General features: G+C 69.0%; 24 protein-coding genes. 8 read left to right on the top strand and 16 right to left on the bottom strand.

Going from position 1 to position 25,168, the window contains the following annotated elements:
* Entirely contained in the window at positions 1-297 is a 297-nt protein-coding gene (locus G6N45_RS10055; RefSeq protein WP_163721952.1) for a hypothetical protein, read from the bottom strand.
* Between the two features lie 162 nt (positions 298-459).
* Here G6N45_RS10055 and mscL point away from each other — a divergent pair, with 162 nt between their 5' ends.
* A complete protein-coding gene (gene mscL, locus G6N45_RS10050; RefSeq protein ID WP_163721951.1) occupies positions 460-921 on the top strand; it encodes a large-conductance mechanosensitive channel protein MscL in 462 nt (153 codons plus the stop codon).
* Positions 922-982: 61 nt separating this feature from the next.
* Here the strand turns inward: mscL and G6N45_RS10045 are convergent, their stop codons facing one another.
* From G6N45_RS10045 to rpmF, 10 genes are all read right to left on the bottom strand, one after another.
* Positions 983-1,495 (bottom strand): hypothetical protein, encoded by a 513-nt coding sequence (locus tag G6N45_RS10045; RefSeq protein ID WP_246228936.1) that lies wholly within the window; start codon positions 1,493-1,495, stop codon positions 983-985.
* 38 nt (positions 1,496-1,533) lie between these two features.
* Positions 1,534-2,178, bottom strand: coding sequence for a porin MspA (locus tag G6N45_RS10040; RefSeq protein WP_163721950.1), 645 nt, complete (start codon positions 2,176-2,178; stop codon positions 1,534-1,536).
* A 326-nt stretch (positions 2,179-2,504) separates the two neighbouring features.
* Positions 2,505-3,146 carry a porin MspA gene (locus tag G6N45_RS10035; RefSeq protein ID WP_163721949.1) on the bottom strand — a complete coding sequence of 214 codons (642 nt, stop codon included), beginning with the start codon at positions 3,144-3,146 and terminating at the stop codon, positions 2,505-2,507.
* 85 nt (positions 3,147-3,231) lie between these two features.
* Entirely contained in the window at positions 3,232-3,876 is a 645-nt protein-coding gene (locus tag G6N45_RS10030) for a porin MspA (RefSeq protein ID WP_163721948.1), read from the bottom strand.
* Positions 3,877-4,268: 392 nt separating this feature from the next.
* Entirely contained in the window at positions 4,269-4,427 is a 159-nt protein-coding gene (locus tag G6N45_RS27675) for a hypothetical protein (RefSeq protein ID WP_170312434.1), read from the bottom strand.
* Between the two features lie 160 nt (positions 4,428-4,587).
* Positions 4,588-5,133, bottom strand: a complete 546-nt coding sequence (locus tag G6N45_RS10025) for a MogA/MoaB family molybdenum cofactor biosynthesis protein (RefSeq protein ID WP_179965359.1) — start codon at positions 5,131-5,133, stop codon at positions 4,588-4,590.
* A 29-nt stretch (positions 5,134-5,162) separates the two neighbouring features.
* Positions 5,163-6,512, bottom strand: coding sequence for a S1C family serine protease (locus G6N45_RS10020; protein ID WP_163721946.1), 1,350 nt, complete (start codon positions 6,510-6,512; stop codon positions 5,163-5,165).
* A 158-nt stretch (positions 6,513-6,670) separates the two neighbouring features.
* Positions 6,671-8,119 (bottom strand): HAMP domain-containing sensor histidine kinase, encoded by a 1,449-nt coding sequence (locus G6N45_RS10015; protein WP_163721945.1) that lies wholly within the window; start codon positions 8,117-8,119, stop codon positions 6,671-6,673.
* Positions 8,119-8,805: a response regulator transcription factor gene (locus G6N45_RS10010; RefSeq protein WP_057148510.1), complete on the bottom strand. Its 687-nt coding sequence runs from the start codon at positions 8,803-8,805 to the stop codon at positions 8,119-8,121. Before G6N45_RS10010 ends, G6N45_RS10015 begins: the two co-directional genes overlap by 1 nt.
* Before the next feature lie 85 nt (positions 8,806-8,890).
* On the bottom strand, positions 8,891-9,064 hold the full coding sequence (gene rpmF, locus G6N45_RS10005) for a 50S ribosomal protein L32 (RefSeq protein ID WP_048420022.1): 174 nt from the start codon (positions 9,062-9,064) through the stop codon (positions 8,891-8,893).
* A gap of 263 nt (positions 9,065-9,327) precedes the next feature.
* Here rpmF and G6N45_RS10000 point away from each other — a divergent pair, with 263 nt between their 5' ends.
* From G6N45_RS10000 to G6N45_RS09970, 7 genes are all read left to right on the top strand, one after another.
* Positions 9,328-11,013 (top strand): acyclic terpene utilization AtuA family protein, encoded by a 1,686-nt coding sequence (locus G6N45_RS10000; protein ID WP_163728169.1) that lies wholly within the window; start codon positions 9,328-9,330, stop codon positions 11,011-11,013.
* A complete protein-coding gene (locus G6N45_RS09995; RefSeq protein ID WP_163721944.1) occupies positions 11,010-12,170 on the top strand; it encodes an acyl-CoA dehydrogenase family protein in 1,161 nt (386 codons plus the stop codon). The genes G6N45_RS10000 and G6N45_RS09995 overlap by 4 nt, the downstream gene beginning before the upstream one ends.
* On the top strand, positions 12,167-13,792 hold the full coding sequence (locus tag G6N45_RS09990; RefSeq protein WP_163721943.1) for an acyl-CoA carboxylase subunit beta: 1,626 nt from the start codon (positions 12,167-12,169) through the stop codon (positions 13,790-13,792). The genes G6N45_RS09995 and G6N45_RS09990 overlap by 4 nt, the downstream gene beginning before the upstream one ends.
* 10 nt (positions 13,793-13,802) lie before the next feature.
* Positions 13,803-15,767, top strand: coding sequence for an acetyl/propionyl/methylcrotonyl-CoA carboxylase subunit alpha (locus G6N45_RS09985; RefSeq protein WP_163721942.1), 1,965 nt, complete (start codon positions 13,803-13,805; stop codon positions 15,765-15,767).
* Positions 15,764-16,924 carry an acyl-CoA dehydrogenase family protein gene (locus G6N45_RS09980; RefSeq protein ID WP_163721941.1) on the top strand — a complete coding sequence of 387 codons (1,161 nt, stop codon included), beginning with the start codon at positions 15,764-15,766 and terminating at the stop codon, positions 16,922-16,924. Before G6N45_RS09985 ends, G6N45_RS09980 begins: the two co-directional genes overlap by 4 nt.
* The gene (locus G6N45_RS09975; RefSeq protein ID WP_163721940.1) at positions 16,924-17,724 is read left to right on the top strand and encodes an enoyl-CoA hydratase family protein; all 801 of its coding nucleotides are present in this window, start codon (positions 16,924-16,926) and stop codon (positions 17,722-17,724) included. The genes G6N45_RS09980 and G6N45_RS09975 overlap by 1 nt, the downstream gene beginning before the upstream one ends.
* A 91-nt stretch (positions 17,725-17,815) precedes the next feature.
* A complete protein-coding gene (locus G6N45_RS09970) occupies positions 17,816-18,397 on the top strand; it encodes a DUF1707 SHOCT-like domain-containing protein (protein ID WP_163721939.1) in 582 nt (193 codons plus the stop codon).
* A gap of 13 nt (positions 18,398-18,410) precedes the next feature.
* Here the strand turns inward: G6N45_RS09970 and G6N45_RS09965 are convergent, their stop codons facing one another.
* The 5 genes from G6N45_RS09965 to purN all read right to left on the bottom strand — a co-directional run bounded on the left by G6N45_RS09965 (position 18,411) and on the right by purN (position 25,167).
* On the bottom strand, positions 18,411-20,432 hold the full coding sequence (locus tag G6N45_RS09965) for a VWA domain-containing protein (RefSeq protein WP_163721938.1): 2,022 nt from the start codon (positions 20,430-20,432) through the stop codon (positions 18,411-18,413).
* The gene (locus G6N45_RS09960) at positions 20,425-21,816 is read right to left on the bottom strand and encodes a sigma 54-interacting transcriptional regulator (RefSeq protein ID WP_163721937.1); all 1,392 of its coding nucleotides are present in this window, start codon (positions 21,814-21,816) and stop codon (positions 20,425-20,427) included. The genes G6N45_RS09965 and G6N45_RS09960 overlap by 8 nt, the downstream gene beginning before the upstream one ends.
* A 101-nt stretch (positions 21,817-21,917) precedes the next feature.
* The gene (locus G6N45_RS09955) at positions 21,918-22,841 is read right to left on the bottom strand and encodes a type IV toxin-antitoxin system AbiEi family antitoxin (protein WP_163721936.1); all 924 of its coding nucleotides are present in this window, start codon (positions 22,839-22,841) and stop codon (positions 21,918-21,920) included.
* Positions 22,842-22,963: 122 nt separating this feature from the next.
* Positions 22,964-24,541, bottom strand: coding sequence for a bifunctional phosphoribosylaminoimidazolecarboxamide formyltransferase/IMP cyclohydrolase (gene purH / locus G6N45_RS09950; RefSeq protein WP_163721935.1), 1,578 nt, complete (start codon positions 24,539-24,541; stop codon positions 22,964-22,966).
* On the bottom strand, positions 24,538-25,167 hold the full coding sequence (gene purN / locus G6N45_RS09945; protein WP_163721934.1) for a phosphoribosylglycinamide formyltransferase: 630 nt from the start codon (positions 25,165-25,167) through the stop codon (positions 24,538-24,540). The genes purH and purN overlap by 4 nt, the downstream gene beginning before the upstream one ends.
* Position 25,168 lies beyond the last annotated feature (1 nt).

The raw sequence follows: 25,168 nt of genomic DNA, 5'->3' as shown, positions 1-25,168 counted from the left end.
TCACTTCACCGTGAGGTAGATGACGTTGCCGGTGCGGGTCAGGTGCTGATCGTCGAAGTTGTTGTCCCACACCCTCTTCCAGATGTCGGGGCCGGTCGTCAGGTTGACCACGGTCGCCTCGTCGAGCGGCGTGCTCGACTGCCGGGTCACCACGACACGGTTGCCCTCGGCCTCGAGTTGAGTGATCGTGTCCTCGGCGGTCACGACAGTCGGTGCGGCCAGGGCGGGCGCGGCCAGTCCGAGCGTTGCTGCGGTCAGCGCGGCAGCTGCGGCGGCGGTGAAGGTGAAGTTCGTCATTTCGCTGTCCCGCTTTTCAGATGTCGGCGATCTCGTTCGATCTGATAGGTCAAACCCGCAGGTCAAGCCAATAATTCCGGTGGCAGTATCTCAACGGCGGCTGGCAGAAACGGCTAACGTAGCTCCCTGACAGCAGCACACTTCAACTGAGAGGACCTTTCGATGCTGAAGGGTTTCAAGGAGTTCCTCGCCCGCGGCAACGTGATCGACCTTTCGGTCGCGGTGGTCATCGGCACCGCGTTCACCGCACTCGTGACGGCCTTCACCAAGAGCGTCATCCAACCGCTGATCGACCGCATCGGCGCCAGCCCCGACAAGGAGTACGGGATCCTCAAGATTCCGCTCGGCGGAGACCAATTCGTCGACTTCAATGCGGTGCTCTCGGCGCTCATCAACTTCGTCATCGTCGCGGCGGTCGTCTACTTCGTGATCGTGCTGCCCTACAAGAAGCTTCGGGAGCGAGGCGAAGTCGAGCAGGCGCAGGACACCGAACTGGCCATCCTCACCGAGATCCGCAATCTGCTGCGGGACAACACCGGCGACTCGTCGGGCAAGCACGTGAGCGGGCCCGGGACCGGACCGAGCCCGGATACCGCCGCGCACACCAGCGCCGACCGCGAGTGACGGTTCGGACAACCAAGAAAGCCCCCGGCTCTCGCCGGGGGCTTCCTTGTCTGAACGTTGATCAGGGGTTGTTGATGTCGAACGGGATCGCCATCCAGTTCGCGCACCACGGGCCGTCGTACACGCAGGCGCTGATGTCGCCGGCCGCGCCGGAGAACACCCATGCCTTCGTGCCGGGGACGCCACGCGTCGAGGTGCGAACCTCTCCGCCCTGGGAGGCGAGCGCCTCGCCGAAGCCGGACGTGCGCACCTCGCCCTGGGCGAAGACACCGGACGAGCCGTTGGACACGTCGGGCGAGCGGACCGCGCCGTCGGCCTCGCGGCCGTTGCCCGGCGTCGAGGGATCAGCGGACATGTCATCGGCGCTGGCAGTGCCGACACCGATCGTCATGAGGGCGGCGGCAGCGGCAAGACCGCTCAGCCCCATTGCGATCGGCTTCGCCAACCGCGCGGAAACGGAAGTACCGTACTCGGCCACCGGCCGTCCCTTCTCTCTGATGTGGGTGAAGCTTCCTGGCGCAAGATTACCAGTGTTCAGCGACTCGCGCGCAGCTAGTCCGCTGTTGAGAATCATCCCTTTCACCTTGGGGTTTCCTGTGGCTGACCCGTCCGTCAGTTCATGTTCCACGGCTCGCCATAGGTGGTGACGCTGTCACCGTCCTTGGAGATGAGCCGGGCGTAGGGCCGCAACAGCACACCGCCGGCCGCACCGGTCACGGTGCCGTGCGCGTTGGAGACCGCCACCGCGCCGTGGTCGCCTTCGACGTCCACCGAGAACGTGGCGACTTCCTGAATGCCGGGGCCGTTGCCGAGGTCGGCGGAGATCGACACGCCGGGGAACAGAGGTGGGGTCGAGATGCCGGGGATGGGGTCAAATCCCGTCACGGGACTGAAGAAGTCCTGCGCGTCGAGCGCGATGTTCGGAGTGGTGTAGCTGAAGTTTATCCCCACACCCAGTGACCACGGGAACCCGATCTGGTAGCCCAGCTCCAGGGTGCCCGCGAAGTCCTTGGCGCCGTCACCGGCGACGTTGTACACCGCCTTGCCGGAGTGGAACCACTCGCGGGTCAACCGGTTGCGGTCGAGGGGGAACACCCCGTTGAGGAAGGTGTCCCACTGCTGGATGGTCAGCGTGCGGCCCTTGCCGTCGACCAGGCTCAGCTCATTGTCCAACCCTGCATGAGAGGTGCCAGCGCTCATGAACAACGCCGCGATGGCCGCAACCATCGCAAGCAGCACCCGACTGATTGCTTTCATGTCTCCCCTTGCTTTGTGAAACGGCGACCCCGGGTCGGGGAACCGAGTTGTTCATGCCTGGCGATCTGTCACCGCATCTCGCAGGAGCCACATGTGGGGAAAATGAGAGAACCCACATGTCGTTCTCACGATTCGCTCATCGTTGACAGAAGGAACATAAGCAGGGGTAGCGGCGTACCGCTTGCCTCACAAGCACTTTCGTAACCGATTGACAGCCTGGACACAGGGAGCGCGCACCATGTGCCCATGGTGATGCGTGAGGGAGGCGCAACGAGAAACGGCCCCTGACCGGAGTCAGAGGCCGTTCTCGTATCGAAGAGGTTGTGTCAGTTCATGTTCCACGGTTCGCCGTAGGTGGTGACGCTGTCACCCGACGACGAGATCAACCGCGCGTACGGACGCAGCAGCACACCGCCGGCCGCACCGGTCACCGTGCCATGAGCATTGGACACCGCGACAGCACCGCTGGGACCCGCCACGTCCACGGTGAACGTCGCGACTTCCTGGATGCCCGGGCCGTTGCCCAGATCAGCCGAGATCGACACTCCGGGGAACAACGGCGGCGTGGAGATGGCGGGAATAAGGTCGACACTGGTAGGCGTGACAAAATCCACTCCGTCGAACGCGATGTTGGGGGTGGTGTAGCTGAAGTTGATGCCCACGCCCAGCGACCACGGGAAGCCGATCTGGTAACCCAGCTCCAGCGTGCCCTCGAAGTCGTCGGCGCCCTCGCCGGCCACGTTGTACATGGCCTTGCCCGAGTGGAACCACTCGCGGGTCAGCCGGTTGCGGTCGAGCGGGAACACGCCGTTGAGGAACGTGTCCCACTGCTGGATCGTCAGCGTCCGACCCTGGCCGTCGACCAGGCTCAGCTCATTGTCCAGCCCTGCGTGAGAGGTGCCAGTGCTCACGAACATCGCCGCGACGGCCGCAACCATCGCGATCAGCACCCGAGTGATTGTCTTCATGGTGATCCTTCGAAAGAGTGGGATGAGGAGAACGTAGTGCCGGTCTCACCGACCGGCACTACGAACCTCGTGGATGCCGTACGGATCAGTTCATGTTCCACGGCTCGCCATACGTGGTGACGCTGTCACCCGACGAGGAGATCAGCCGCGCGTAGGGGCGTAGCAGCACGCCACCGGCCGCGCCGGTCACCGTACCGTGCGCATTGGACACCGCGACAGCACCGCTCGGGCCGGCCACGTCCACGGTGAAGGTGGCGACCTCCTGGATGCCCGGGCCGTTGCCCAGATCAGCCGAGATCGACGCGCCCGGGAACAACGGCGGCGTGGAGATGCCGGGGAAGAGATCGACGCCGAACTCGGGGCTGACGAAGTCCTGGGCGTCGAACGCGATGTTGGGGGTGGTGTAGCTGAAGTTGATGCCCACGCCCAGCGACCACGGGAAGCCGATCTGGTAACCCAGCTCCAGCGTGCCCTCGAAGTCGTCGGCGCCCTCGCCGGCCACGTTGTACATGGCCTTGCCCGAGTGGAACCACTCGCGGGTCAGCCGGTTGCGGTCGAGCGGGAACACGCCGTTGAGGAACGTGTCCCACTGCTGGATCGTCAGCGTCCGACCCTGGCCGTCGACCAGGCTCAGCTCATTGTCCAGCCCTGCGTGAGAGGTGCCAGTGCTCACGAACATCGCCGCGATGGCCGCAACCATCGCGATCAGCACCCGACTGATTGCCTTCATGTTCTCCCTTGCTCAGTAGAACGGGTCCCCTGCCGGGGCACCGATAGCCCGTGCCTGGCCGTACTGCTACACCACACACCTCGCAAGAACTTCATGTGAATGGAATTAAAAACTCCACATGTCGTTCTTACGAATCACTCATCTCGATGACACGAGGAACATAACGAGGAGGCATCCGACCGGCAACGCGTACGCCCCGGTGGTGTCATGGAGGGCACAACGCATGCGACGTTTGCTGACGATTCCCCGCAGGTCCAAGGCCCCCTCCTCGCGACGACGGGGACGGGCCGATGAAAACCGTCGCTGATCTTGACCCCGCATGAAGGTCTTCGCGTCTGGTGTGGCCGCTGTTACAGCAGTTTCCTGAAATGGGCCTGTGACGAACCTACAGGTCAGCCGTGATGCGGTGGGACGTTGTCCCGCAACCAGCGGTCGCGCTCGGAATCATCGTCCGGCGATTGCGGGTCGCGTTCGTCAATAGGGGTCTCAGGCAAGGGATTCCCGAAGATCTTGTTAACTGTATCGCGCGTCGGGCGGGTCGGTTCAGTCATCGATCCGATCCTGTGTGACGAAGATCACAGTCCGATGACGACGTCTGTTCACCTGCCTGTAACAGTGCAGGTTGCGCGCGTGCCGCCGACACGACGACGCGGGCCGGCGGGGATGCCCTGCCGGCCCGCGTTGGGACCAGCCGCTGCCAGTCCACGGCGCTTAGATCTCCAAACTGGATAGCTGCGCGATGATGTGCGCGGCGAGCGGTCCGAGGGTGGCCATGCCGTCGCGCACCGCGGCGCGCGAACCCGCGAGGTTCACCACCAGCGTGCTGCCCGAGATACCGGCGAGTCCGCGGGACAGACCGGCGTCGGCCGTGCCGGCCGCGAGCCCGGACGCACGCACCGCCTCGGCGATCCCCAGCAGCTCGCGGTCGAGCAGGTCGCGGGTGGCCTCGGGGGTGACGTCGCGCGGCGTGACCCCGGTCCCGCCGACCGACACCACCAGGTCGACGCCGCCGATCACCGCGGTGTTGAGCGCATTGCGGATCTCGACCTCGTCGGAGGACACCACGATCACGCCGTCGACGACGAAGCCGGCCTCGCCGAGCAACTCGCTGACCAGCGGCCCGCTGTGATCCTCTTCGTCCCCGTGGGCGGTGCGGTCGTCGACGACGACGACGAGCGCCCGGCCGAGCAACGTGTGCGGCTGTTCCATGGGGTCAACCGTATAACCCGGCACGGACAACGGCGCAGCCACCAGCAGGGTCGGTCGGGAGCGACCCGGCGCCGTCCTCACTGGGCCGCCTTGCCGAGCGTGACGTCGACGGTTTGCGGCTTACCGGCCTGATCCAGGAAGGTCAGCGACACCTTGTCCCCCGGTGCCTTGGAGCGGACGGCGGCGACGAGCGCGTCGGCGCTGTCGATGACCCGGTCGTCGAGCTTCGTCACCACGACACCGGCGGGCAGCCCCGCCGCCGACGCCGCACCGCCGGCGGTGACCTCGACGATCTTGGCTCCGTCGCCGCCGGCGTTGTTGCCGACCTGCACGCCCAGCGATGCGCGCGACGCGCTGCCGGTCTGGATCAGCTCGTCGGCGATCCGCTTGGCCTGGTCGACCGGGATCGCGAAGCCCAGACCGATCGAGCCGCCCTGCGCGGCGCCGGCGTCGGCGCCCATCGTGGCGATCGCCGAGTTGATGCCGACCAGTTCGCCGTTCATGTTGACCAGCGCCCCGCCGGAGTTGCCGGGGTTGATCGCGGCGTCGGTCTGAATGGCGTCGAGCACCGTGTTCTGGTTCTGCGCGTCGCCCCCTGCGGCGACCGGACGGTTGAGCGCGCTGATGATGCCCGTGGTGACGGTGCCCTCCAGCCCGAGGGGCGATCCGATCGCGACGACGTCCTGCCCGACGCGCAGACTCGCCGACGACCCGATCGCAATCGGTGTCAGCCCCGAGACATTCTTGGCGCGCACCACCGCGATGTCGCTGCCGGGATCGGTGCCCACGATGTCGAACGCCGCGGTCTTGCCGTCGGAGAACGTCACCTTGGTCTCCGGACCGGCGGGACCGCCGGGCGTTCCGGCCGCGGCGGCGACCACGTGGTTGTTGGTCAGGATGAGCCCGTCGGTGGACAGGATGACCCCGGATCCCTCCTCGGACTGCCGGCCCTCGTTCACCTCGAGCTTGACGACGCTGGGCACCACCTTCGCGGCGACCTGCTCGACCGAACCCGCAGGCACGCTGGCGGCGGGCACGCTCGGCGCCGCGCCCGACGCGCTGATGCCCACCCGGTGGTCGGGGTGTACCAGTGTCGCGACGCCGCCACCGACGCCCGCGGAGACGATGGCGATGGCCACCGCGCCTACCGCCAATCCGGCTGCGCGCGAACGCTTTCGCGGTTGCGGGGCGGCGGGCGGCATACCGGGCTGCGGGTACTGGCCCGGCATGGGCGCGCCCGGGTAGGGGTCGTACGGCGACCGGTAGGCCTGCCGCTGCTGCTCGGTCGCGTACCGCCAGTCCCAGCCGCTCTGCTGCTCATAGGATCCGGAGCGCTGCGGGCCGACCTGTCCTTGCGGCACCTGGCCCTGCATTCCGGGCTGGTGACCCGGCTGCGGAGCCGGTGAGTACCTCGGGTGGTTGGTCATGTCGCTGCGGTGTCTTCCTCGAGTAGGTCTGTTGTGTCTACAACGAACGGGGTGGGTCCTACAGTGCCCAGACGTACTGAGAATGCCCTGAGAGATCGATCGGTACACCCACAGAGTTCCGCCTGTCATGCATTCACCATCGTGGCTGGCGGCGCGCGTCACCGCGAGGATCGGTCCCCGCGTGTCGCGTCGGAGGGCGGCGATGGGCGTCCGGGCAGCACGACGTGCATCGAGGTGCCCGGCGGCTGACCGCCCGGCACGGTGTCGGTCACGGTCAGGGTGCCGCCGTGCTTGGAGATCACCTGCGCGACGATGGCCAGGCCCAGGCCGGACCCCGGCATCGCCCGCGCCGCATCGGACCGGTAGAACCGCTCGAACACCAGATCGCGTTCGTGCGGCGGGATTCCGGGACCCATGTCGGAGACGACGAGCGCGGCGTGTCCCGGGTCGATCTGCGAAAGCCGCACGCCGACGCGGCCGCCTGCAGGACTCCACTTGGCCGCGTTGTCGAGCAGGTTGAGTACCGCGCGGCCCAGCCCCCCGGCGTCGCCGTAGACCTGCCACGGCGTGATCGAGACGTCGAACTCGATGTCGTTGCGGCGCCGCCGAACCCGCTCCAGTGAGCGGTCGATGATCTCGGCCATCTCCACCGTCTCGTGCACCACCCGGCCGGCGTCCTCGCGGGTCAGATCGACGAGATCGCCGACCAGAGTGGACAACTCCTCGATCTGCCCCATCACATCGGTCTTCAGGTCGGCCATCTCCTCTTCCGGGATTCGCGGGGCGCCCGGCTTCATCGAAGCCATCAGCAGTTCGACGTTGGTGCGCAGCGACGTCAGCGGGGTGCGCAGTTCATGACCTGCGTCGGTGACCAATCTGGCCTGCCTCTCCCGAGATTCGGCCAGGGCACGCAGCATCATGTTGAAAGCCTCGGTGAGTCGGGCGAGTTCGTCGTGCCCGACCACCGGTATCGGCCGGAGATCGTCGGTGCGAGCCACGCGTTCGGCTGCCTGGGTGAGCCGGCCGACGGGTCGCAGTCCGGCGCTGGCCACCATCCCGCCGGCAATCGCGGCGATCGCCACCCCGATGCCACCGACCACGAGAAGAACGTTGCTGGTGCGCTTGAGCACCTCCCCGGTCGGGGCGAGGCTCTTCGAGAGCAGCAGCGAGGACCCGTTCGTGAAATGCAGGGCAAGCACCCGCTGATGACTGACGGTGCGCCGCGACATCGCGAGATCGCCGGCGATCACGTCTTTCTCGGGCGCTCCGATCGGGACTTTGTTCGAGGTCTGGTACCCCGCACGGCCGGGAATCACCAGCATCGCGTTCATCTCCGAGTAGGCCGTTCCCTCGATGGCCTTGCCAGGATCGATCTGCAACGCCCCGCTGTCCATCAGCAGTTGCGCACGCCCCATCAACTGCGTGTCGATGTCGTCGTAGAGCGCCCGCGAGACCACCGCGTAGACGGCCACGCCCATCAGCACCACTGCCATCAGCACCATCGACATCGCCAGGAGCATCACCCGCCATCGCAGGGACACCGAGCTGCCCGCCGGTTGCAGCGGTGGCGGCTGACCCGGCCACGCGGCATCCGGGTGCGGCTGCATCAGGGTGGGGTCTCGCGCAGCACGTAACCCACACCGCGCACGGTGTGGATGAGGCGCGGCTCCCCCTCCGCCTCGGTCTTGCGTCGCAGGTAGCCGACGTAGACCTCGAGTGCGTTGCCCGATGTCGGGAAGTCGAAGCCCCACACCTCTTCGAGAATGCGACTGCGCGTCAGCACCCGTCGCGGGTTGGCGATCAGCATCTCCAGCAAAGCGAACTCGGTGCGGGTGAGGCTGATGGACCGCTCGCCGCGGGTGACCTCGCGGGTGACCGGGTCGAGGGACAGATCGGCGAAGGTCATCGCGGCCGACTCGCTCGCGTCCTCGGGGCCGGTGCGGCGCAGCAGCGCCCGCATGCGAGCCAGCAACTCCTCGAGCGCGAACGGCTTTGGCAGGTAGTCGTCGGCGCCCGCGTCGAGTCCGGCGACCCGCTCGGACACCGAGTCACGGGCCGTCAGCACCAGTATCGGCAGGTCATCGCCGGTGCTGCGAAGCTGACGGCACACCTCGAGCCCGTCGAGGCGCGGCATCATCACATCGAGGACCACCGCATCGGGGCGGTCGCTGGCGATCCGATCGAGCGCCTCACGGCCGTCCTGCGCCAGTTCGACCGAGTATCCGTTGAAGGAGAGGGAGCGGCGCAGGGATTCGCGCACCGCGCGATCGTCGTCGACGACAAGTATCCGCACCGCCACAGTCTCAACCCCGTGTCTGAGAAGGTCCTGAGAGGCGCGCCGCGATGACCCTGAGCGTTTGCGCTACGCGGCGTCGCGGTTAGCGGCGGTCGAGGTCGATCAGGCCGAGCCGGGCCGCCTTGAGCAGACGCCGCGGCACCTTGTGCTGCTGACCTGCGACGGTGACGCCGACGAGTTCGGTGCGGGTGGCCTTCCACTGCGCGCGCCGGCTACGGGTGTTCGCGCGCGACATCCTGCGCTTCGGCACAGCCATTATCGAGCTCTCCATCTATCGGGGTGTCCGGGACACTGCCTGCGGGCGGCGGACCTGCCGAGCCCTGGCAATTGGTCACCAGGATAGCCGGTGAGCTGGACGGGCTCCAAACTCCGGCGACAGCGCCGGCGGCGCGACACACTCGAGGGCGGTGAGGGGTTGACGTGCTACCGCCGGTAACCGCTAACCTACCGGTTGGTTGGTCGATCAGGTCGGCTCCGACGACGGGAGAGTGCGTGACGACGGTGTCGGATCGCGCTCCCGTGCGCATCGGCAACTGTTCCGGGTTCTACGGCGACCGTCTTTCGGCGATGCGCGAGATGCTCACCGGCGGTGACCTCGACGTCCTGACCGGCGATTACCTCGCCGAGCTGACGATGCTCATCCTCGGCAGGGACCGGATGAAGAACCCCGACCGCGGCTACGCCAAGACCTTCCTGCGCCAACTCGAGGAGTGCCTCGGCATCGCGCAGGATCGCGGGGTGCGCATCGTCGCGAACGCCGGCGGCCTGAACCCCGCAGGCCTCGCCCGGGACGTGCGCGCGCTGGCCGACCGGCTCGGCCTGTCCGTGTCGGTCGCGTACGTCGAAGGCGACGACCTGCTCCCGCGGGCCGAGGAGTTGGGCCTGGGCCGGCCGCTGACCGCCAACGCCTACCTCGGCGCGTGGGGCATCGTGGACTGCCTCGGTTCGGGCGCCGACGTCGTGGTGACCGGCCGGGTGACCGACGCGTCCGTCATCGTCGGGCCCGCCGCGGCGCACTTCGGCTGGGGCCGCGCCGACTACGACCGCATCGCCGGGGCCGTCGCCGCCGGGCACGTCATCGAATGCGGCACCCAGGCCACCGGCGGCAACTACTCCTTCTTCCGCGAGATCGCCGAGATGACCCGCCCGGGCTTCCCGATCGCGGAGATCCACGCCGACGGCTCCTCGGTCATCACCAAACATCCCGGCACCGGCGGCGCCGTCACGATCGGCACCGTGACCGCGCAACTGCTCTACGAGATCGGTGGCGCCCGGTACGCCAACCCCGACGCCACGCTGCGCGTCGACAGCATCGAGCTGTCCGACGACGGACCCGACCGCGTCCGCATCAGCGGCGTCACCGGCGAACCGCCGCCGCCGACCCTCAAGGTCAGCCTCAACAGCCTGGGCGGCTTCCGCAACGAGATGACCTTCGTGCTGACCGGGCTCGACATCGACGCCAAAGCCGCGCTCGTGCGCCGTCAGCTCGAGGAGAGCCTCACGGTGCGCCCCGCGGAGTTGCAGTGGTCGCTGGCCCGCACCGACCATCCCGACGCCGACACCGAGCAGACCGCCAGCGCCCTGCTGCGGTGCGTCGCACGCGACGCCGACGCCGCCACGGTCGGGCGCCAATTCTCCTCGGCCGCCGTCGAACTGGCACTGGCGAGCTATCCCGGCTTCACGAGCACCGCACCGCCCGGCGATGGTCAGGTGTACGGCGTGTTCACTGCCGGCTACGTGCCTGTGGAGGCGGTGCGTCACGTCGCCGTGCACGCCGACGGCACCAAGGTCGACATCCCACCGGCGGCCGACACCCGGGGGCTCGAGCCGGCGCAGGACGCCGCACCGCCGGAGCCCGGCGCGTTCGGCCCGACGCGGCGGGTGCCGCTGGGCACCATCGCGGGCGCGCGAAGCGGCGACAAGGGCGGTAGCGCGAACGTCGGCGTGTGGGTCCGCACCCACGACCAGTGGCGCTGGCTCGCGCACGCGATGACCGTGGACCGGTTGCGCGAGCTGCTGCCCGAGGCGGCGGAGCTGCCGGTGACCCGGCATCTGCTGCCCAACCTGCGCGCGGTGAACTTCGTCATCGAGGACATCCTGGGCCAGGGCGTCGCCTATCAGGCGCGCTTCGACCCGCAGGCCAAAGGGCTGGGCGAATGGCTGCGCAGCCGAACGATCGACATCCCCGAGGAGTTGCTGCCGTGAACACCTGGACCACGCCGGAACGGGAAGACCTCCGAAAGACCGTGCGCGCCTTCGCCGAACGCGAAGTACTGCCCCACGTCAAGGAGTGGGAGCGGGTCGGCGAACTCCCCCGCGACCTGCACCGCAAGGCCGCGGCCGCCGGCCTGCTCGGCGCAGGCTTCCCCGAGGCGGTCGGCGGTGAGGGCGGTGACGGCGCCGACGCCGTGGTCATCTGCGAGGAGATGCACCAGTCGGGCGCGCCCGGGGGCGTGTTCGCATCGCTGTTCACCTGCGGCATCGCGGTGCCGCACATGATCGCCTCCGGAGACGAGCGGCTGATCGAGGAGTACGTGCGTCCCACCCTGCGCGGCGAGAAGATCGGCTCGCTGGCGATCACCGAACCCGGTGGCGGCTCCGACGTCGGGCACCTCACCACCCGAGCGGTCCGTGAGGGTGACGAGTTCGTCCTCAACGGCGCCAAGACCTACATCACCTCTGGGGTACGGGCCGACTACGTCGTCACCGCGGCCCGCACCGGCGGACCTGGCGCGGCCGGCGTCTCCCTGATCGTCGTCGACAAAGACGGCCCCGGATGCTCGCCTGGGTTACAAGTGAGCCGCAAGCTCGACAAGATGGGCTGGCGGTCGTCGGACACCGCCGAACTGTCCTACACGGACGTCCGCGTGCCGGTCACCAACCTCGTCGGCACCGAGAACACCGGGTTCCTTCAGATCGCCGCGGCGTTCGTCTCCGAGCGCGTCGGCCTTGCCGCGCAAGCCTATTCGAGTGCCCAGCGGTGCCTGGACCTCACCGTCGACTGGTGCCGCAACCGCGAGACCTTCGGCAAGCCGCTGATTGCCCGGCAATCGGTGCAGAACACGCTGTCCGAGATGGCGCGCCGCATCGACGTGGCCCGCGTCTACACCCGCAGCATCGTCGAACGTCAGCTCGCGGGCGAGACCAATCTGATCACCGAGGTGTGCTTCGCCAAGAACACCGCGGTCGAGGCCGGCGAATGGGTGGCGAACCAGGCGGTGCAGCTGTTCGGCGGCATGGGCTACATGGCCGAGTCCGAGATCGAGCGGCAGTACCGGGACATGCGCATCCTCGGCATCGGTGGCGGCACCACCGAGATCCTGACCGCGCTGGCCGCCAAGACGCTGGGCTTCCAGCCATGACGTCAGCGAGAAGCGCAGCGGATCGCGCATCGGCCCTGTCCTCGACGATCGACGTCCGGTCGACCTCGTATCGCGAGGCGGCCGAGGCGATGTCGGCCAAACTGGCCGAACTCGAGGCCGAACACGCCAAGGCACTGGCCGGCGGCGGAGAGAAGTACGTCAGCCGCCACCATGCCCGCGGCAAGATGACCGCGCGCGAACGCATCGAGGCCCTGGTCGACCCGGATTCGCCGTTCCTGGAACTGAGCCCGCTCGCCGCGTGGGGCACCGACTTCACGGTCGGCGCGAGCGTCGTCGTGGGTATCGGCGCCGTCAGCGGCGTCGAATGCCTGATCGTCGCCAACGACCCCACCGTCAAGGGCGGCACCAGCAACCCGTGGACGCTGCGGAAGATCCTGCGCGCCAACCAGATCGCGTTGCAGAACCGGCTGCCGGTGATCTCGCTCGTCGAGTCCGGCGGCGCGGATCTGCCCACCCAGAAAGAGATCTTCATCCCTGGCGGACAGATGTTCCGCGATCTCACCCGGCTGTCGGCCGCGGGCATCCCGACCATCGCGCTGGTGTTCGGCAACTCCACCGCCGGTGGGGCCTACATCCCCGGGATGTCCGACCACGTCGTGATGATCAAGGAACGCTCCAAGGTGTTCCTCGCCGGGCCGCCGCTGGTCAAGATGGCCACCGGGGAGGAGTCCGACGACGAGTCACTCGGCGGCGCCGAGATGCACGCCCGCACCTCGGGCCTGGCGGACTACTTCGCCGTCGACGAACTCGACGCGATGCGCATCGGCCGACGCATCGTCGCACGGCTGAACTGGCGCAAACAGGGCCCGGCGCCGAAACCGTTCACCGCGCCGCGCTTCGACGAAGCAGAACTGCTCGGCATCGTGCCACCGGATCTGCGCATCCCGTTCGATCCGCGCGACGTGATCGCGCGCATCGTCGACGGCTCGGAGTTCGACGAGTTCAAACCGCTCTACGGCGGCTCGCTGGTGACCGGATGGGCGACGCTGCACGGGTATCCGCTGGGCATCCTCGCCAACGCCCGCGGCGTGCTGTTCAGCGAGGAGTCGCAGAAGGCGACCCAGTTCATCCAGCTCGCCAACCGCTCGGACACGCCACTGCTGTTCCTGCACAACACCACCGGCTACATGGTGGGCAAGGACTACGAGGAAGGCGGCATGATCAAGCACGGCTCGATGATGATCAACGCCGTCTCCAACTCGACCGTTCCGCACCTGTCGCTGCTCATCGGGGCCTCCTACGGCGCCGGGCACTACGGCATGTGCGGACGCGCCTACGACCCCCGCTTCCTGTTCGCCTGGCCCAGCGCGAAATCCGCGGTCATGGGCGGCACCCAGTTGGCGGGCGTGCTGTCGATCGTCAGCCGGGCCGCCGCCGAGGCCCGCGGCCAGCAGGTGGACGAGGCCGCCGACGCCGCGCTGCGCGCCGCCGTCGAAGCGCAGATCGACGCCGAATCGCTGCCGATGTTCCTGTCCGGCCGGCTCTACGACGACGGCGTCATCGATCCGCGCGACACCCGCACGGTGCTCGGAATGTGCTTGTCCGCTATCGCGAACGGACCGATCGAGGGGACGTCGAACTTCGGCGTCTTCCGGATGTGAGGGCAGGAGCATGATCACTCGAGTCCTGGTCGCCAACCGCGGGGAGATCGCGCGGCGCGTGTTCGCCACCTGCCGACGCCTCGGGATCGGCACGGTCGCGGTGTACACCGACCCCGACGCCGCCGCGCCACACGTCGCCGAGGCCGACGCCCGGGTCCGGCTCGACGGCACCCGCGGCTACCTCGACGCCGGTCAGCTGATCGCGGCCGCGCAGGCCGCCGGGGCCGACGCGATCCACCCCGGCTACGGCTTCCTCTCGGAGAACCCCGATTTCGCGGCGGCCGTGATCGACGCCGGCCTGACGTGGATCGGCCCGCCGGTGACGGCCGTCGCGGCCATGGGCTCGAAGATCGAAGCCAAGAAGATGATGGCCGCCGCCGGCGTCCCGGTGCTGGACGAACTCGACCCGGACGCCGTGACCGCCGACATGCTGCCGGTCCTGATCAAGGCGTCGGCGGGCGGTGGCGGCCGCGGCATGCGCGTCGTGCGCGACCTCGCCGACCTGCCCGCACAGGTCGAGGCCGCCCGCCGGGAGGCGCAGTCGGCGTTCGGCGACCCGACCGTGTTCTGTGAGCGCTACCTCGACGCCGGGCACCACGTCGAGGTGCAGGTGATGGCCGACGCCCACGGCACCGTGTGGGCCGTCGGCGAACGGGAGTGCTCGATCCAGCGCCGCCACCAGAAGATCATCGAAGAGGCGCCCTCACCGCTGGTGGAACGCGTTGCGGGCATGCGCGACAAGCTCTTCGAGGCGGCGCGGCTGGCCGCCACGGCGATCGGCTACACCGGCGCGGGCACGGTCGAGTTCATGGCCGATGATCGCGGCGAGTTCTTCTTCCTGGAGATGAACACCCGTCTGCAGGTCGAGCATCCGGTCACCGAACTCACCTCCGGTCTGGATCTGGTGGAACTGCAGATGTCCGTCGCCGACGGCGCCCCGCTCGATCCCGAGCCACCGGCCTCGACCGGCGCGTCGATCGAGGCGAGGCTCTACGCCGAGGATCCCGCCAAGAACTGGCAGCCGCAGGCGGGCACCGTGCACCGCTTCGACGTCCCGACGGCGGTCACCCGCTTCGGCCCGGCCGGCCGGGCCGGGGTGCGCCTCGATTCCGGGGTCGCCGACGGCTCGGTGATCTCGGTGTTCTACGACCCGATGATCGCCAAGGTGATCTCCTGGGCGCCCACCCGGACACAGGCCGCGGCGCTGCTCGCCGACGCCCTGACCCGCACCCGGCTGCACGGCGTACGCACCAACCGCGACCTGCTGGTCAACGTGCTGCGCCACCCGGAGTTCCTCGCCGGTGCCACCGACACGGCGTTCTTCGACACCCACGGACTCGACGCGCTCGCCGCGCCCGTCGGCGACGCCGCGACGGTGACCCTGTCGGCCATCGCCGCCGCCCTGGCCGATGCGGCGCACAACCGTTGCATCGCAACCATTTTCGCGGGTGTGCCCAGCGGTTGGCGCAACCTCGCGTCGGCCGGGCAGACCAAGAGCTACGCCGACGACGACGGCCAGGCCCACGAGGTGGCCTACCGCTTCACCCGTGACGGCGTGCGGATCACCGGGCGCGACGACGTCGCACTGGTGTCCGCGACGCCCGAGCAGGTGGTGCTGACCGTGGGTGCGGTCGACCTGCCCTTTCGTGTCGCCCGGTACGGCGACGACGTGTTCGTCGACTCACCGTCAGCCTCGGTGCATCTCGTCGCGTTACCGCGCTATCCGGACCCCGACGACGCCGTGGCGCACGGCTCGCTGCTGGCACCCATGCCCGGCTCGGTGCTGCGGGTCGGCGCCGCGGTCGGCGACACCGTCACCGCGGGCCAGCCGCTGGTCTGGCTCGAGGCGATGAAGATGGAACACACCATCGCCGCGCCGGCCGACGGTGTGCTGGCCGAACTCAACGTCACCGCCGGAACGCAAGTGGAAGTAGGCGCCGTGCTGGCGCGCGTCGATTCAGGAGAGGCCCCATGACCGGATTCATCGAGACCGAGGAACAGCAGGCCCTGCGCAAGGCGGTCGCCGCGATGGCCGCCAACTACGGGCAGGACTACTACCTGGAGAAGGCGCGGGCCGGGCAGCACACCGACGAGTTGTGGGCCGAGGCCGGCCGGCTCGGCTTCATCGGGGTGAACCTGCCCGAGGAGTACGGCGGCGGCGGCGCCGGCATGTACGAGTTGAGCCTGGTCATGGAGGAGATGGCCGCGGCGGGCTCGGCACTGCTGATGATGGTGGTGTCTCCCGCGATCAACGGCACCATCGTCGCCAAGTACGGCACCGAGGAGCAGAAGAAGCGCTGGCTGCCGGGCATCGCCGACGGCACGATCACGATGGCGTTCGCGATCACCGAACCCGACGCCGGCTCCAACTCCCATCGCATCACCACCACGGCGCGCCGCGACGGCAGCGACTGGATCCTGTCCGGGCAGAAGGTCTACATCTCCGGCGTCGACCAGGCGCAGGCGGTGCTGGTCGTCGGCCGCACTGCCGATCACAAGACCGGCAATCTGAAACCGGCGCTGTTCGTGGTGCCGACCGACACCCCGGGGTTCAGCTACACCAAGATCCCGATGGAGATCGTCAGCCCCGAGTTCCAGTTCCAGGTGTTCCTCGACGAGGTCCGGCTGCCCGCCGACGCGCTGGTCGGGTCGGAGGACGCCGCCATCGCCCAGCTGTTCGCCGGGCTGAACCCCGAACGCATCATGGGCGCCGCGAGCGCGGTCGGCATGGGCCGCTTCGCGATCGACAAGGCGGTCGACTATGTCAAGACCCGGCAGGTGTGGAAGACACCGATCGGCGCCCATCAGGGCCTGTCGCATCCGTTGGCGCAGAACCACATCGAGATCGAGCTGGCCAAGCTGATGATGCAGAAGGCTGCCGGCCTGTACGACTCCGGCGACGACCTGGGTGCCGCCGAGGCGGCGAACATGGCCAAGTACGCGGCGGGTGAGGCTTCGGTGCGCGCTGTCGACCAGGCCGTGCAGTGCCTCGGCGGCAACGGGCTGACCAAGGAGTACGGCATCGCGTCGGTGCTGGTGGCGTCGCGGCTGGCCCGCATCGCCCCCGTCAGCCGCGAGATGGTGCTCAACTTCATCGCCCAGACCTCGCTCGGGCTCCCCCGGTCGTACTGATGGCTGAACCAACCCCCGGGTCCCTCCGCTCCTGCCCGCCGTTCGTCTCCTATGCGCGCGACGGCGCGGTCGCGCGGCTCGTCCTCGACTCGCCGCACAACCGCAACGCGCTGTCCACCGCGCTGGTCGAGGAACTGCACGCCGCACTGGACCGGGCCACCCACGACCCGGACGTGCGGGTGGTGGTGCTCGGGCACACCGGGGGCACGTTCTGCGCCGGCGCCGACCTCAGCGAGGCCGCGGGCCGCGATCCGTCCGAGCTGGCGCTGGACCGGGCCCGGGAGATGACGCGGCTGCTGCGCCGGCTTCTGGGGTCCCCGATGCCGGTGATCGGCGCGATCGACGGGCACGTCAGGGCCGGCGGGCTCGGCCTGGTCGGGGCCTGCGACATCGTGGTGGCGGGCGCGGCGAGCACCTTCGCGCTCACCGAGGCACGGATCGGGGTGGCACCGTCGATCATCTCGCTGACCCTGCTGCCGAAGGTGACCGCCCGCGCCGCGGGCCGCTACTTCCTCACCGGCGAGAAGTTCGGCGCCGACGTCGCCGCGCAGATCGGCTTGGTGACCGTCGCCACCGACGATGTCGATGCGGCCGTGGCCGAACTGGCTGCGGCGGTCGCGCTGGGCTCGCCGCAGGGCCTGGCCGAATCGAAGGCGCTCACCACCGCGGCCGTCCTCGCCGACTTCGATCGGCGGGCCGACGAGTTGACGCAGCGCTCGGCCGCGCTGTTCGTCTCCGACGAGGCCCGCGAAGGCATGCTCGCGTTCCTGGAGAAGCGTCCTCCGCGCTGGGTCGGCTGACACCTCACAGTTTGGCCAAGGCGCTTGCATGTGCCGACGATCGTCGTAGCCTGGTGGCGATGTGCGGATGCGCGAACAGCAAAAGGTCACGATGAGTACCCCTGCGTCGCGGAGCAGGTCCATGCGTGCTGCGGACACCGACCGCATCCAGGTGGCGCAGCTGCTCACCGATGCCGCAGCGTCGGGCAAGCTCGGGCTGACCGAGTATGAGAATCGGCTGGCCAGGGCGTACGCGGCGCAGACCTACGACGAGTTGGACCGCTTGTCCGCCGACCTTCCCGGTGCCGTCACCCGCGGCCGCAGCGGCACCTGCAGGCCCGCGCCGTCGAGCACCCTGCTGGCGATCCTGAGCGGCTACGAACGCCGCGGCCGCTGGAACGTCCCCAACCGGCTGACCACGTTCGCTCTGTGGGGCGGCGGGGTCGTCGATCTGCGTTATGCCGACTTCACCGCGCACGACGTCGAGATCCGGTGCTACTCGATCATGGGCGGGCAGACCATCCTGGTGCCGCCGGAGGTCAACGTCGACCTGCGCGGCATCGCGGTGATGGGCAGCTTCGACCAGGACGTCGAGGGCGAGGGATGCCCCGGTGCGCCCTGTGTGCGGATCTCCGGCTTCGCGCTGTGGGGCAGCGTCGCGGTCAAGCGCAAGAAGCGCAAGTCCACCACCTGAGCGCTAGATCTGCCTACCGGCGCCGCTTCGACCCGAGGTAGTCGCCGACCACCGCTGCGCCCAGACCGTCCAGATCGGGCACCACGACCCGGCCGCCCACCCGCCGGGCCACCTGGTCGATGAACCGCGCCAACCCCGGATCGCTGCCCAGCCGGAAGATCGTCACCTGCGCACCGAGCCGCGCCACCTCGTCGAAGCCCTTCACGGTGTGGGCGATGGTGCGCGGATGCGGCGGGTAATCGAAGAACACTGCAGGACTTCCGTTGCGGTCGAAGTCCTCGAGGTGCGCGGTCGGCTCGCCGTCGGTGACGACGAGGACGACCGGCTGAGCGTTGGGGTGCCGCCGGAGGTGCCGACTCGCCAGCGCCAGTGCGTGATGCAGGTTGGTGCCCTGTTCGTAGACGCCTTCCAGACCGGTCAGTTCGGCGGCGGTCACGGTGCGCGCATAGCGGCCGAACGCGACGATCTGCAGCGCGTCGGACCGGAACCGTGTGCTGACGAGGTGGTTGAGGGCCAGTGCGGTGCGCTTCATCGGTAACCAGCGGTTCTCCATCACCATCGAGAACGACGTGTCGACGAGCAGGGCGACCGCGGCCTGGGTGCGGGTCTCGGTTTCGGAGATCTCGACGTCGTCGACGCTGATCTGGATGTTCGGGCTGCTGCCGCCCTTGGACGTCCCCGGCCTGAATCCCCGGTCGCTTCGCTCCTGCCCGCCAGCCTCCCGCAGCACCGCGTTGGTCAGCGTGCGGGTGACGTTCCAGGGCTCGGTGTCGCCGAACTGCCAGGGCCGCGTCGCGCCGGTCAACTCACCCGCCGCGCCGGCCCGTCGGGTGTCCCGTTCGCCGTGCCGGCCCGAGAGTTGCTGCGCCACATCGCGTAACGCGGTCTGACCGAGCTGACGCATGGCTTTGGGCGACAGGCGCCACTGCCCGTCGGCACCGCGGTCGAGGAACCCTTGGTTCATCAGCGCACGTTCCAGCTCGGCCAGGGTGCGCGCGTTGACGGCGGCCTCGTCGCCGAGCTGGCGGGCGAGCATGTCGAGGTCGACGTCGTCCATCGTGGCGCCCGAGTAGCTCTGGGAGAGCTGCTCGGCGAGCTGCTCGAGTTCGGCGATGTCGGCCAGCGCCTGCGCGCCCTCCCCCATGCCCAGCGGATCGTCGCCGGAGAACCGTTGCGAGCCGTCCCAGTCCTCCCCCGGCCGCGCCGCCTGCAGGTGGGCGTCCAACCGGTTCAGCGCGTTCATCAACGACGGAGAGCCGAAAGCCTGCTGCGCCAACGAGTCCAGCTCGGCACGCTGCTGCTCCGACAGGCTGTTGCGGAAGCGCTGCGCGGCGGCGGCCCGCTTGGCCAGTGAGTCGAGCAGCTCGTCGATGTTGCGCGGGTTCTCCGGGAAGAATTCGCCGTGCTTGGCCATGAAGTTCTCGAAGTCCTGCTGGCTGTCTTCACCTTTGGCGTGTTTGTCCAGCAGCTCGTTGAGGTCGTCGAGCATGTCGTTGACGCGCTGGCGGTCCTCGTCGGTCGCGTTCTCCAGCGCCTCCTTCATGCCGGCGAATCGCTGGTCGAGCATCTCGCGCCCGAGCAGATCCTTGATCTGGTCGTACTTCTCGCGCGCCTCCGGCGAGCGCCACTCGTACTCGGACAGCTCCTGCACCGCCTTGGCCGGCGACGGCGAGAGCGAATCCAGTTGCAATTCACCGAATCTCGCGTCGTCGTCGAGCGCGCGGGCCAGCTCCTTGCGTTCGGCGAGCACCGCCTCGTCGAGCAGCTTCTTGATGTCGGCCAGCGTGCCGTCGAGGTTGTTGTTCTGCAGCAGCTCACGACGCCGCCGGTTGGCCTCGGCGGCCAGCTTGTCGGCGCCGGGCATGTTCTTCGACCCGCGCCGCAGCAGCTCGGACAGCGCCCGCCGCGGCGAGGTGCCTTCCATCACATCCTGGCCGATGGCCTCCAGCGCCTCGCGCAGATCCACCGGCGGAGCCAGCGGATCCGGCCCGCCGGTGTATCGCGAGTAACGCGAGAAGTGGCCGTGTTTAGCCATAGACGGTTTCGCCTTCTCCAGTCACCTTGTCGATCCGTTTGGCCAGATAGAGCGCCTCGAGGGCCAACTCGATCGCGGCGGCACGCTGACCTTCCGAGGACGCCTCGAGGCGGCGCTGGATCTCGGCGACCGCGGACACTTCGGGAAGGGCGGCGAGCACCTCGCGGGCGGACACCCGCTCTCCCGTCGTCACGGGCGAACCGTTCTCCACCGCGGTGACGATCGGGCCGACGTCGATGCCACCGAGCAGCCGCTGGGCCGTCTCGGCGGTCGCGCGCCGCAGCAGGTGCTCGAGCACCGCCTGCTCGCGCCCCTCCTCGCCGGACTCGAATTCCAGCTTGCCCCGCAGCACGTCGATCACGGTTCCGAGGTCGACGACGCGCGCCACCGGATCCTGTTCGCCGAGCAGCGCGGCGCGGTGCCGCGCGGACGCGGCGACGGTCTCCGCGGCGGCGATCGCGAAGCGCGCCGAGACGCCGGAACGCTGGTCGATCGCAGTGGATTCGCGCAGTGCCCGCGCGAACCGGGCCAGAATGGCCAGCAGGTAGGCCGGGACCTCGGCCGCCAGGTGGGCCTCCTGGGAGATCACGCCGACCTCGGCGTCGAGTTCGAGCGGGTAGTGCGTGCGGATCTCGGCGCCGAACCGGTCCTTGAGCGGGGTGATGATGCGTCCTCGGTTGGTGTAGTCCTCGGGGTTGGCGCTGGCGACGACGAGGACGTCGAGCGGCAGCCGGAGCGTGTAGCCGCGGACCTGGATGTCGCGCTCCTCCATCACGTTGAGCATCGAGACCTGGATGCGCTCGGCCAGGTCGGGCAGCTCGTTGACCGCGACGATGCCGCGGTGTGCCCGCGGGATCAGCCCATAGGCGATGGTCTCGGGGTCACCGAGGCTGCGGCCCTCGGCCACCTTGATCGGGTCGATGTCGCCCACCAGGTCGGCCACGCTGGTGTCCGGCGTCGCCAGCTTCTCGGTGTAGCGCTCGCTGCGGTGGCGCCAGCTGATCGGCAGGTCCTCGCCCGAGTCGGCGGCCCGCCGGATCGACTCCGGGGTGATCGGGCTGTAGGGATGCTCGCCGAGTTCGGCGCCCGCGATGACCGGGGTCCATTCGTCGAGCAGGCCGCTCAGCGCGCGCAGCAGCCGGGTCTTGCCCTGACCGCGCTCGCCGAGCAGGACGATGTCGTGGCCGGCGATCAGCGCACGCTCCAGCTGCGGGATGACGGTGTCCTCGAACCCCAGGATGCCCGGCCAGATCTGTTCCGCGGTGGCGCCCGAGCTCAGCGCGGCCAGCAGGTTCTCCCGGATCTCGGCCTTGACGCTGCGCTCGCGGTGCCCGGAGGCGCGCAGCTCACCGACGGTACGGGGAAGGTCGTTAGGTGATGTCACCACTCCACGCTACGACTGCTGTCGAGCAACGGCATCGGATGCCGGGCGAACGTCACCGCCGAGCGTCGGGTTGGTGCACACTTTTCGCCCTTGAGCGGGCCTCAATCGAACACTCGGCAGCCGCTCCATGTGTCGAGGCGAGCGTCGAGGCGGACTCGGCCGTGCTCCGGCCACCCCGCCGCGCGCATCGCGTCACGCACCCGCTGCAGGAACACCTCGGGACGGTACCGCAGGATGTCGCGGCTGACTCGGATGATCGTCCAGCCCTGGCCCTGCAGTTCGGCGAGGCGGTCGATATCCCGGGCGCGCACGGCCGGATCGGTCCAGTGCTGAGGCCCGTCGTATTCGATCCCGACCTTCCGTCCGGGCCAGCCCATGTCGATGCGGCCGATGAAGTAGCCGTGCTCGTCGCACACCATGACCTGCGTGCGCGGCCGAGGAAAGCCGGCCGCGAGGAGCAGCAGGCGTGTCCTCGTCTCGCGCGGTGATTCCGCACCGGAATCCATGAGGTCGAGCACGGTGCGCAGTTGAACCAGCCCACGCGCCCCACGGTGACGCGGCACCAAGGCCGCGATGTCCGGCGGCGTCAGCCGGGTGGCGTTGGCGAGGGCGTCGACCCGCATGACCGCCGCCACCAGAGAGTCTCGCCTGCCCAGGTCGAACGCGGTTCGTGCCGGCGTCGTCGTCGGTATGCCTCGGACGACGCAGACCTCGCCGTCAACCAACGCGTCCCGGTGGATGACGATGCCGTCGACCGCACACGCCTGGGGCCGGATGAGTTCGGCCGGCGACGAGCCGTCGATCCAACGGGAACCGTGTAGCGCCGACGCCGACAGCCCGGCGACCGTGGCCGCCCGGCCGGACCACAGCCAGGCGGCCGCCGCGCGCCTAACCGGAGTGAGCTCCGTGCCCACCGGCAGATACACATCGCGGTAGATCCGCTGGTGGCGGCGCAGCGCGCGTCTGCTCACTTCTCCGTCACGCCGGGCCTCGGTGCCGAGAAATGGCCAGTCCGTGTCTCCCATGCGCCGACGATGGCAGCGCCGCACGACACTTTTCGGCCACTGTGGCCTTGTGGCACGCCGCGCTGTGGATAACGTCCCTCGAGCCAACAGTCGACGTTGCCCGGCCGACGCTGCGCGGAGACCTAGTGCGCGAAGTGGCGCGCTCCGGTCAGGTACAGCGTCACCCCGGCCTCGGCGGCGGCCGCCGTCACCTCGTCGTCGCGCACCGAACCACCGGGATGCACCACGGCCGTCACGCCGGCCCGGATCAGCGTCTCGAGCCCGTCGGGGAACGGGAAGAACGCATCGGAGGCCGCCACGGCGCCACGGGTCCGATCGCCGGCCCGCTCGACGGCCAGCCGCGCCGCGTCGACGCGGTTGACCTGCCCCATGCCGACGCCGACCGTTGCGCCGTCCTTGGCGACGACGATCGCGTTGGACTTGACCGCCCTGCAGGTGCGCCATGCGAACACCAGGTCGGCCAGCACGGCGGGGTCGGCGGGCGTGCCGGTGGCCAGCGTCCAGTTCGCGGGGTCGTCGCCCTGCGCGTCCACCGCGTCGCGCTGCTGCATCAGCAGGCCGCCGCTGACCTGGCGGAACTCGGTGCCGCCAGGCTGCGGCTCCGACGCGACCAGGATGCGGATGTTCTTCTTACCGCGCAGCACCTCCACCGCGCCCGCCTCGTAGGCGGGCGCGACGATCACCTCGGTGAAGATGCCCGCCACGGTCTCGGCCATCTCGACGCTGACCTCGGTGTTGGTGGCGATGACGCCGCCGAACGCCGACAGCGGGTCACATTCGTGGGCCTTGCGGTGCGCGTCGGCCACCGACACCGACGACACCGCGATGCCGCACGGGTTGGCGTGCTTGATGATCGCCACGCAGATGTCCTCGTGATCGAACGCGGCGCGCCACGCCGCATCCGCGTCGGTGTAGTTGTTGTAGGACATCTCCTTGCCGTGCAGCTGCTCGGCCTGCGCCAGCCCCGGCCAGCCGCCGTCGTCGCTGTACAGCGCCGCCTGCTGGTGCGGGTTCTCGCCGTAGCGGAGCACGGCGGTGCGCCGGAACGTCGCACCGAACCACGGCGGCAGGGCCGCCGATGCGCCCTCGTCCTCGGGAGCCAGCACCGACTCCATCCAGGACGCCACCGCCACGTCGTACTCGGCGGTGTGCCGGAAAGCCAACGCCGCCAGCTTCTTCCGCTCGGCAAGGGTGAAGCCGCCGGCGCGCACCGCGGCCAGCACGCCGTCGTAGCCGAGCGGTTCGACGACCACCGCGACGCTGGGATGGTTCTTCGCCGCAGCCCGCACCATCGACGGACCGCCGATGTCGATCTGCTCGACGCACTCGTCGACCCCGGCGCCGGAGTTGACGGTCTGGGTGAACGGATAGAGGTTCACCACAACGAGTTCGAACGGTTCGACACCGAGATCGGAAAGCGCGGAGACGTGTTCGGGCTTGCGCTGATCGGCCAGCAGCCCGGCGTGCACCCGCGGATGCAGGGTCTTCACCCGGCCGTCGAGCACCTCAGGAAAGCCGGTGACCTCCTCCACCGGCGTGACCGGAACACCCGCGTCGGCAATGGTTTTCGCCGTCGAACCGGTGGACACGATGCTGACCCCGGCCTCGTGCAGGCCCTGCGCCAGCGGCACCAGACCCGTCTTGTCGTACACGCTGATCAGGGCGCGACGAATGCGCCGCCGGCCGTCGTTTTCGGTCATCCTATGGTCGCCTTTCGTCCCGTCCAGGTGACGCCGCGGGTGGCCAGCGCCGCCAGGACATCCACCAGAAGTTCTCGTTCGATCACCTTGATCCGTTCGTGCAGCGTCGCCTCGTCGTCGCCGTCGAGCACGGGCACGGCCTGCTGCGCGACGATCGGGCCGGTGTCGGTTCCGGCGTCGACGAGATGCACGGTGCACCCGGTGACCCGGACCCCGTAGGCCAGTGCGTCGGCGACGGCGTGCGCACCGGGAAACGCGGGCAGCAGCGCGGGATGGGTGTTGACCACCCGCCCCGGGAAACGCGAAAGGAATTCCGGGCCAAGGATTTTCATGAATCCTGCCGACACCACCAGATCGGGGTCGTGCGCGGCCGTCGCCTCGGTGATCGCAGCGTCCCACGCGGTCCGGTCCGGGTAGCCGCGCAGCGGCACGGTGAAGGTGGGCACCGAGGCCGCCTCGGCGATCTGCAGCGCGGCACAGTCGCGGTCGGTGCCGACGGCGACCACGCGGGCCGGATAGTCGTCGACCGCGGCGTTGAGCAGCGAAGCGAGCAGCGAGCCCGTGCCGGAGGCGAGCACCACGAGTCGCGCCGGCGCGCTCGGGGGAACCCGGACCTCTGGCTGCACG

It is taken from the genome of Mycolicibacterium psychrotolerans (genome assembly GCF_010729305.1).
In the GTDB taxonomy this organism is placed as follows: Bacteria; Actinomycetota; Actinomycetes; order Mycobacteriales; family Mycobacteriaceae; genus Mycobacterium; species Mycobacterium psychrotolerans.
This window is presented reverse-complemented; position numbering and strand designations above follow the sequence as displayed.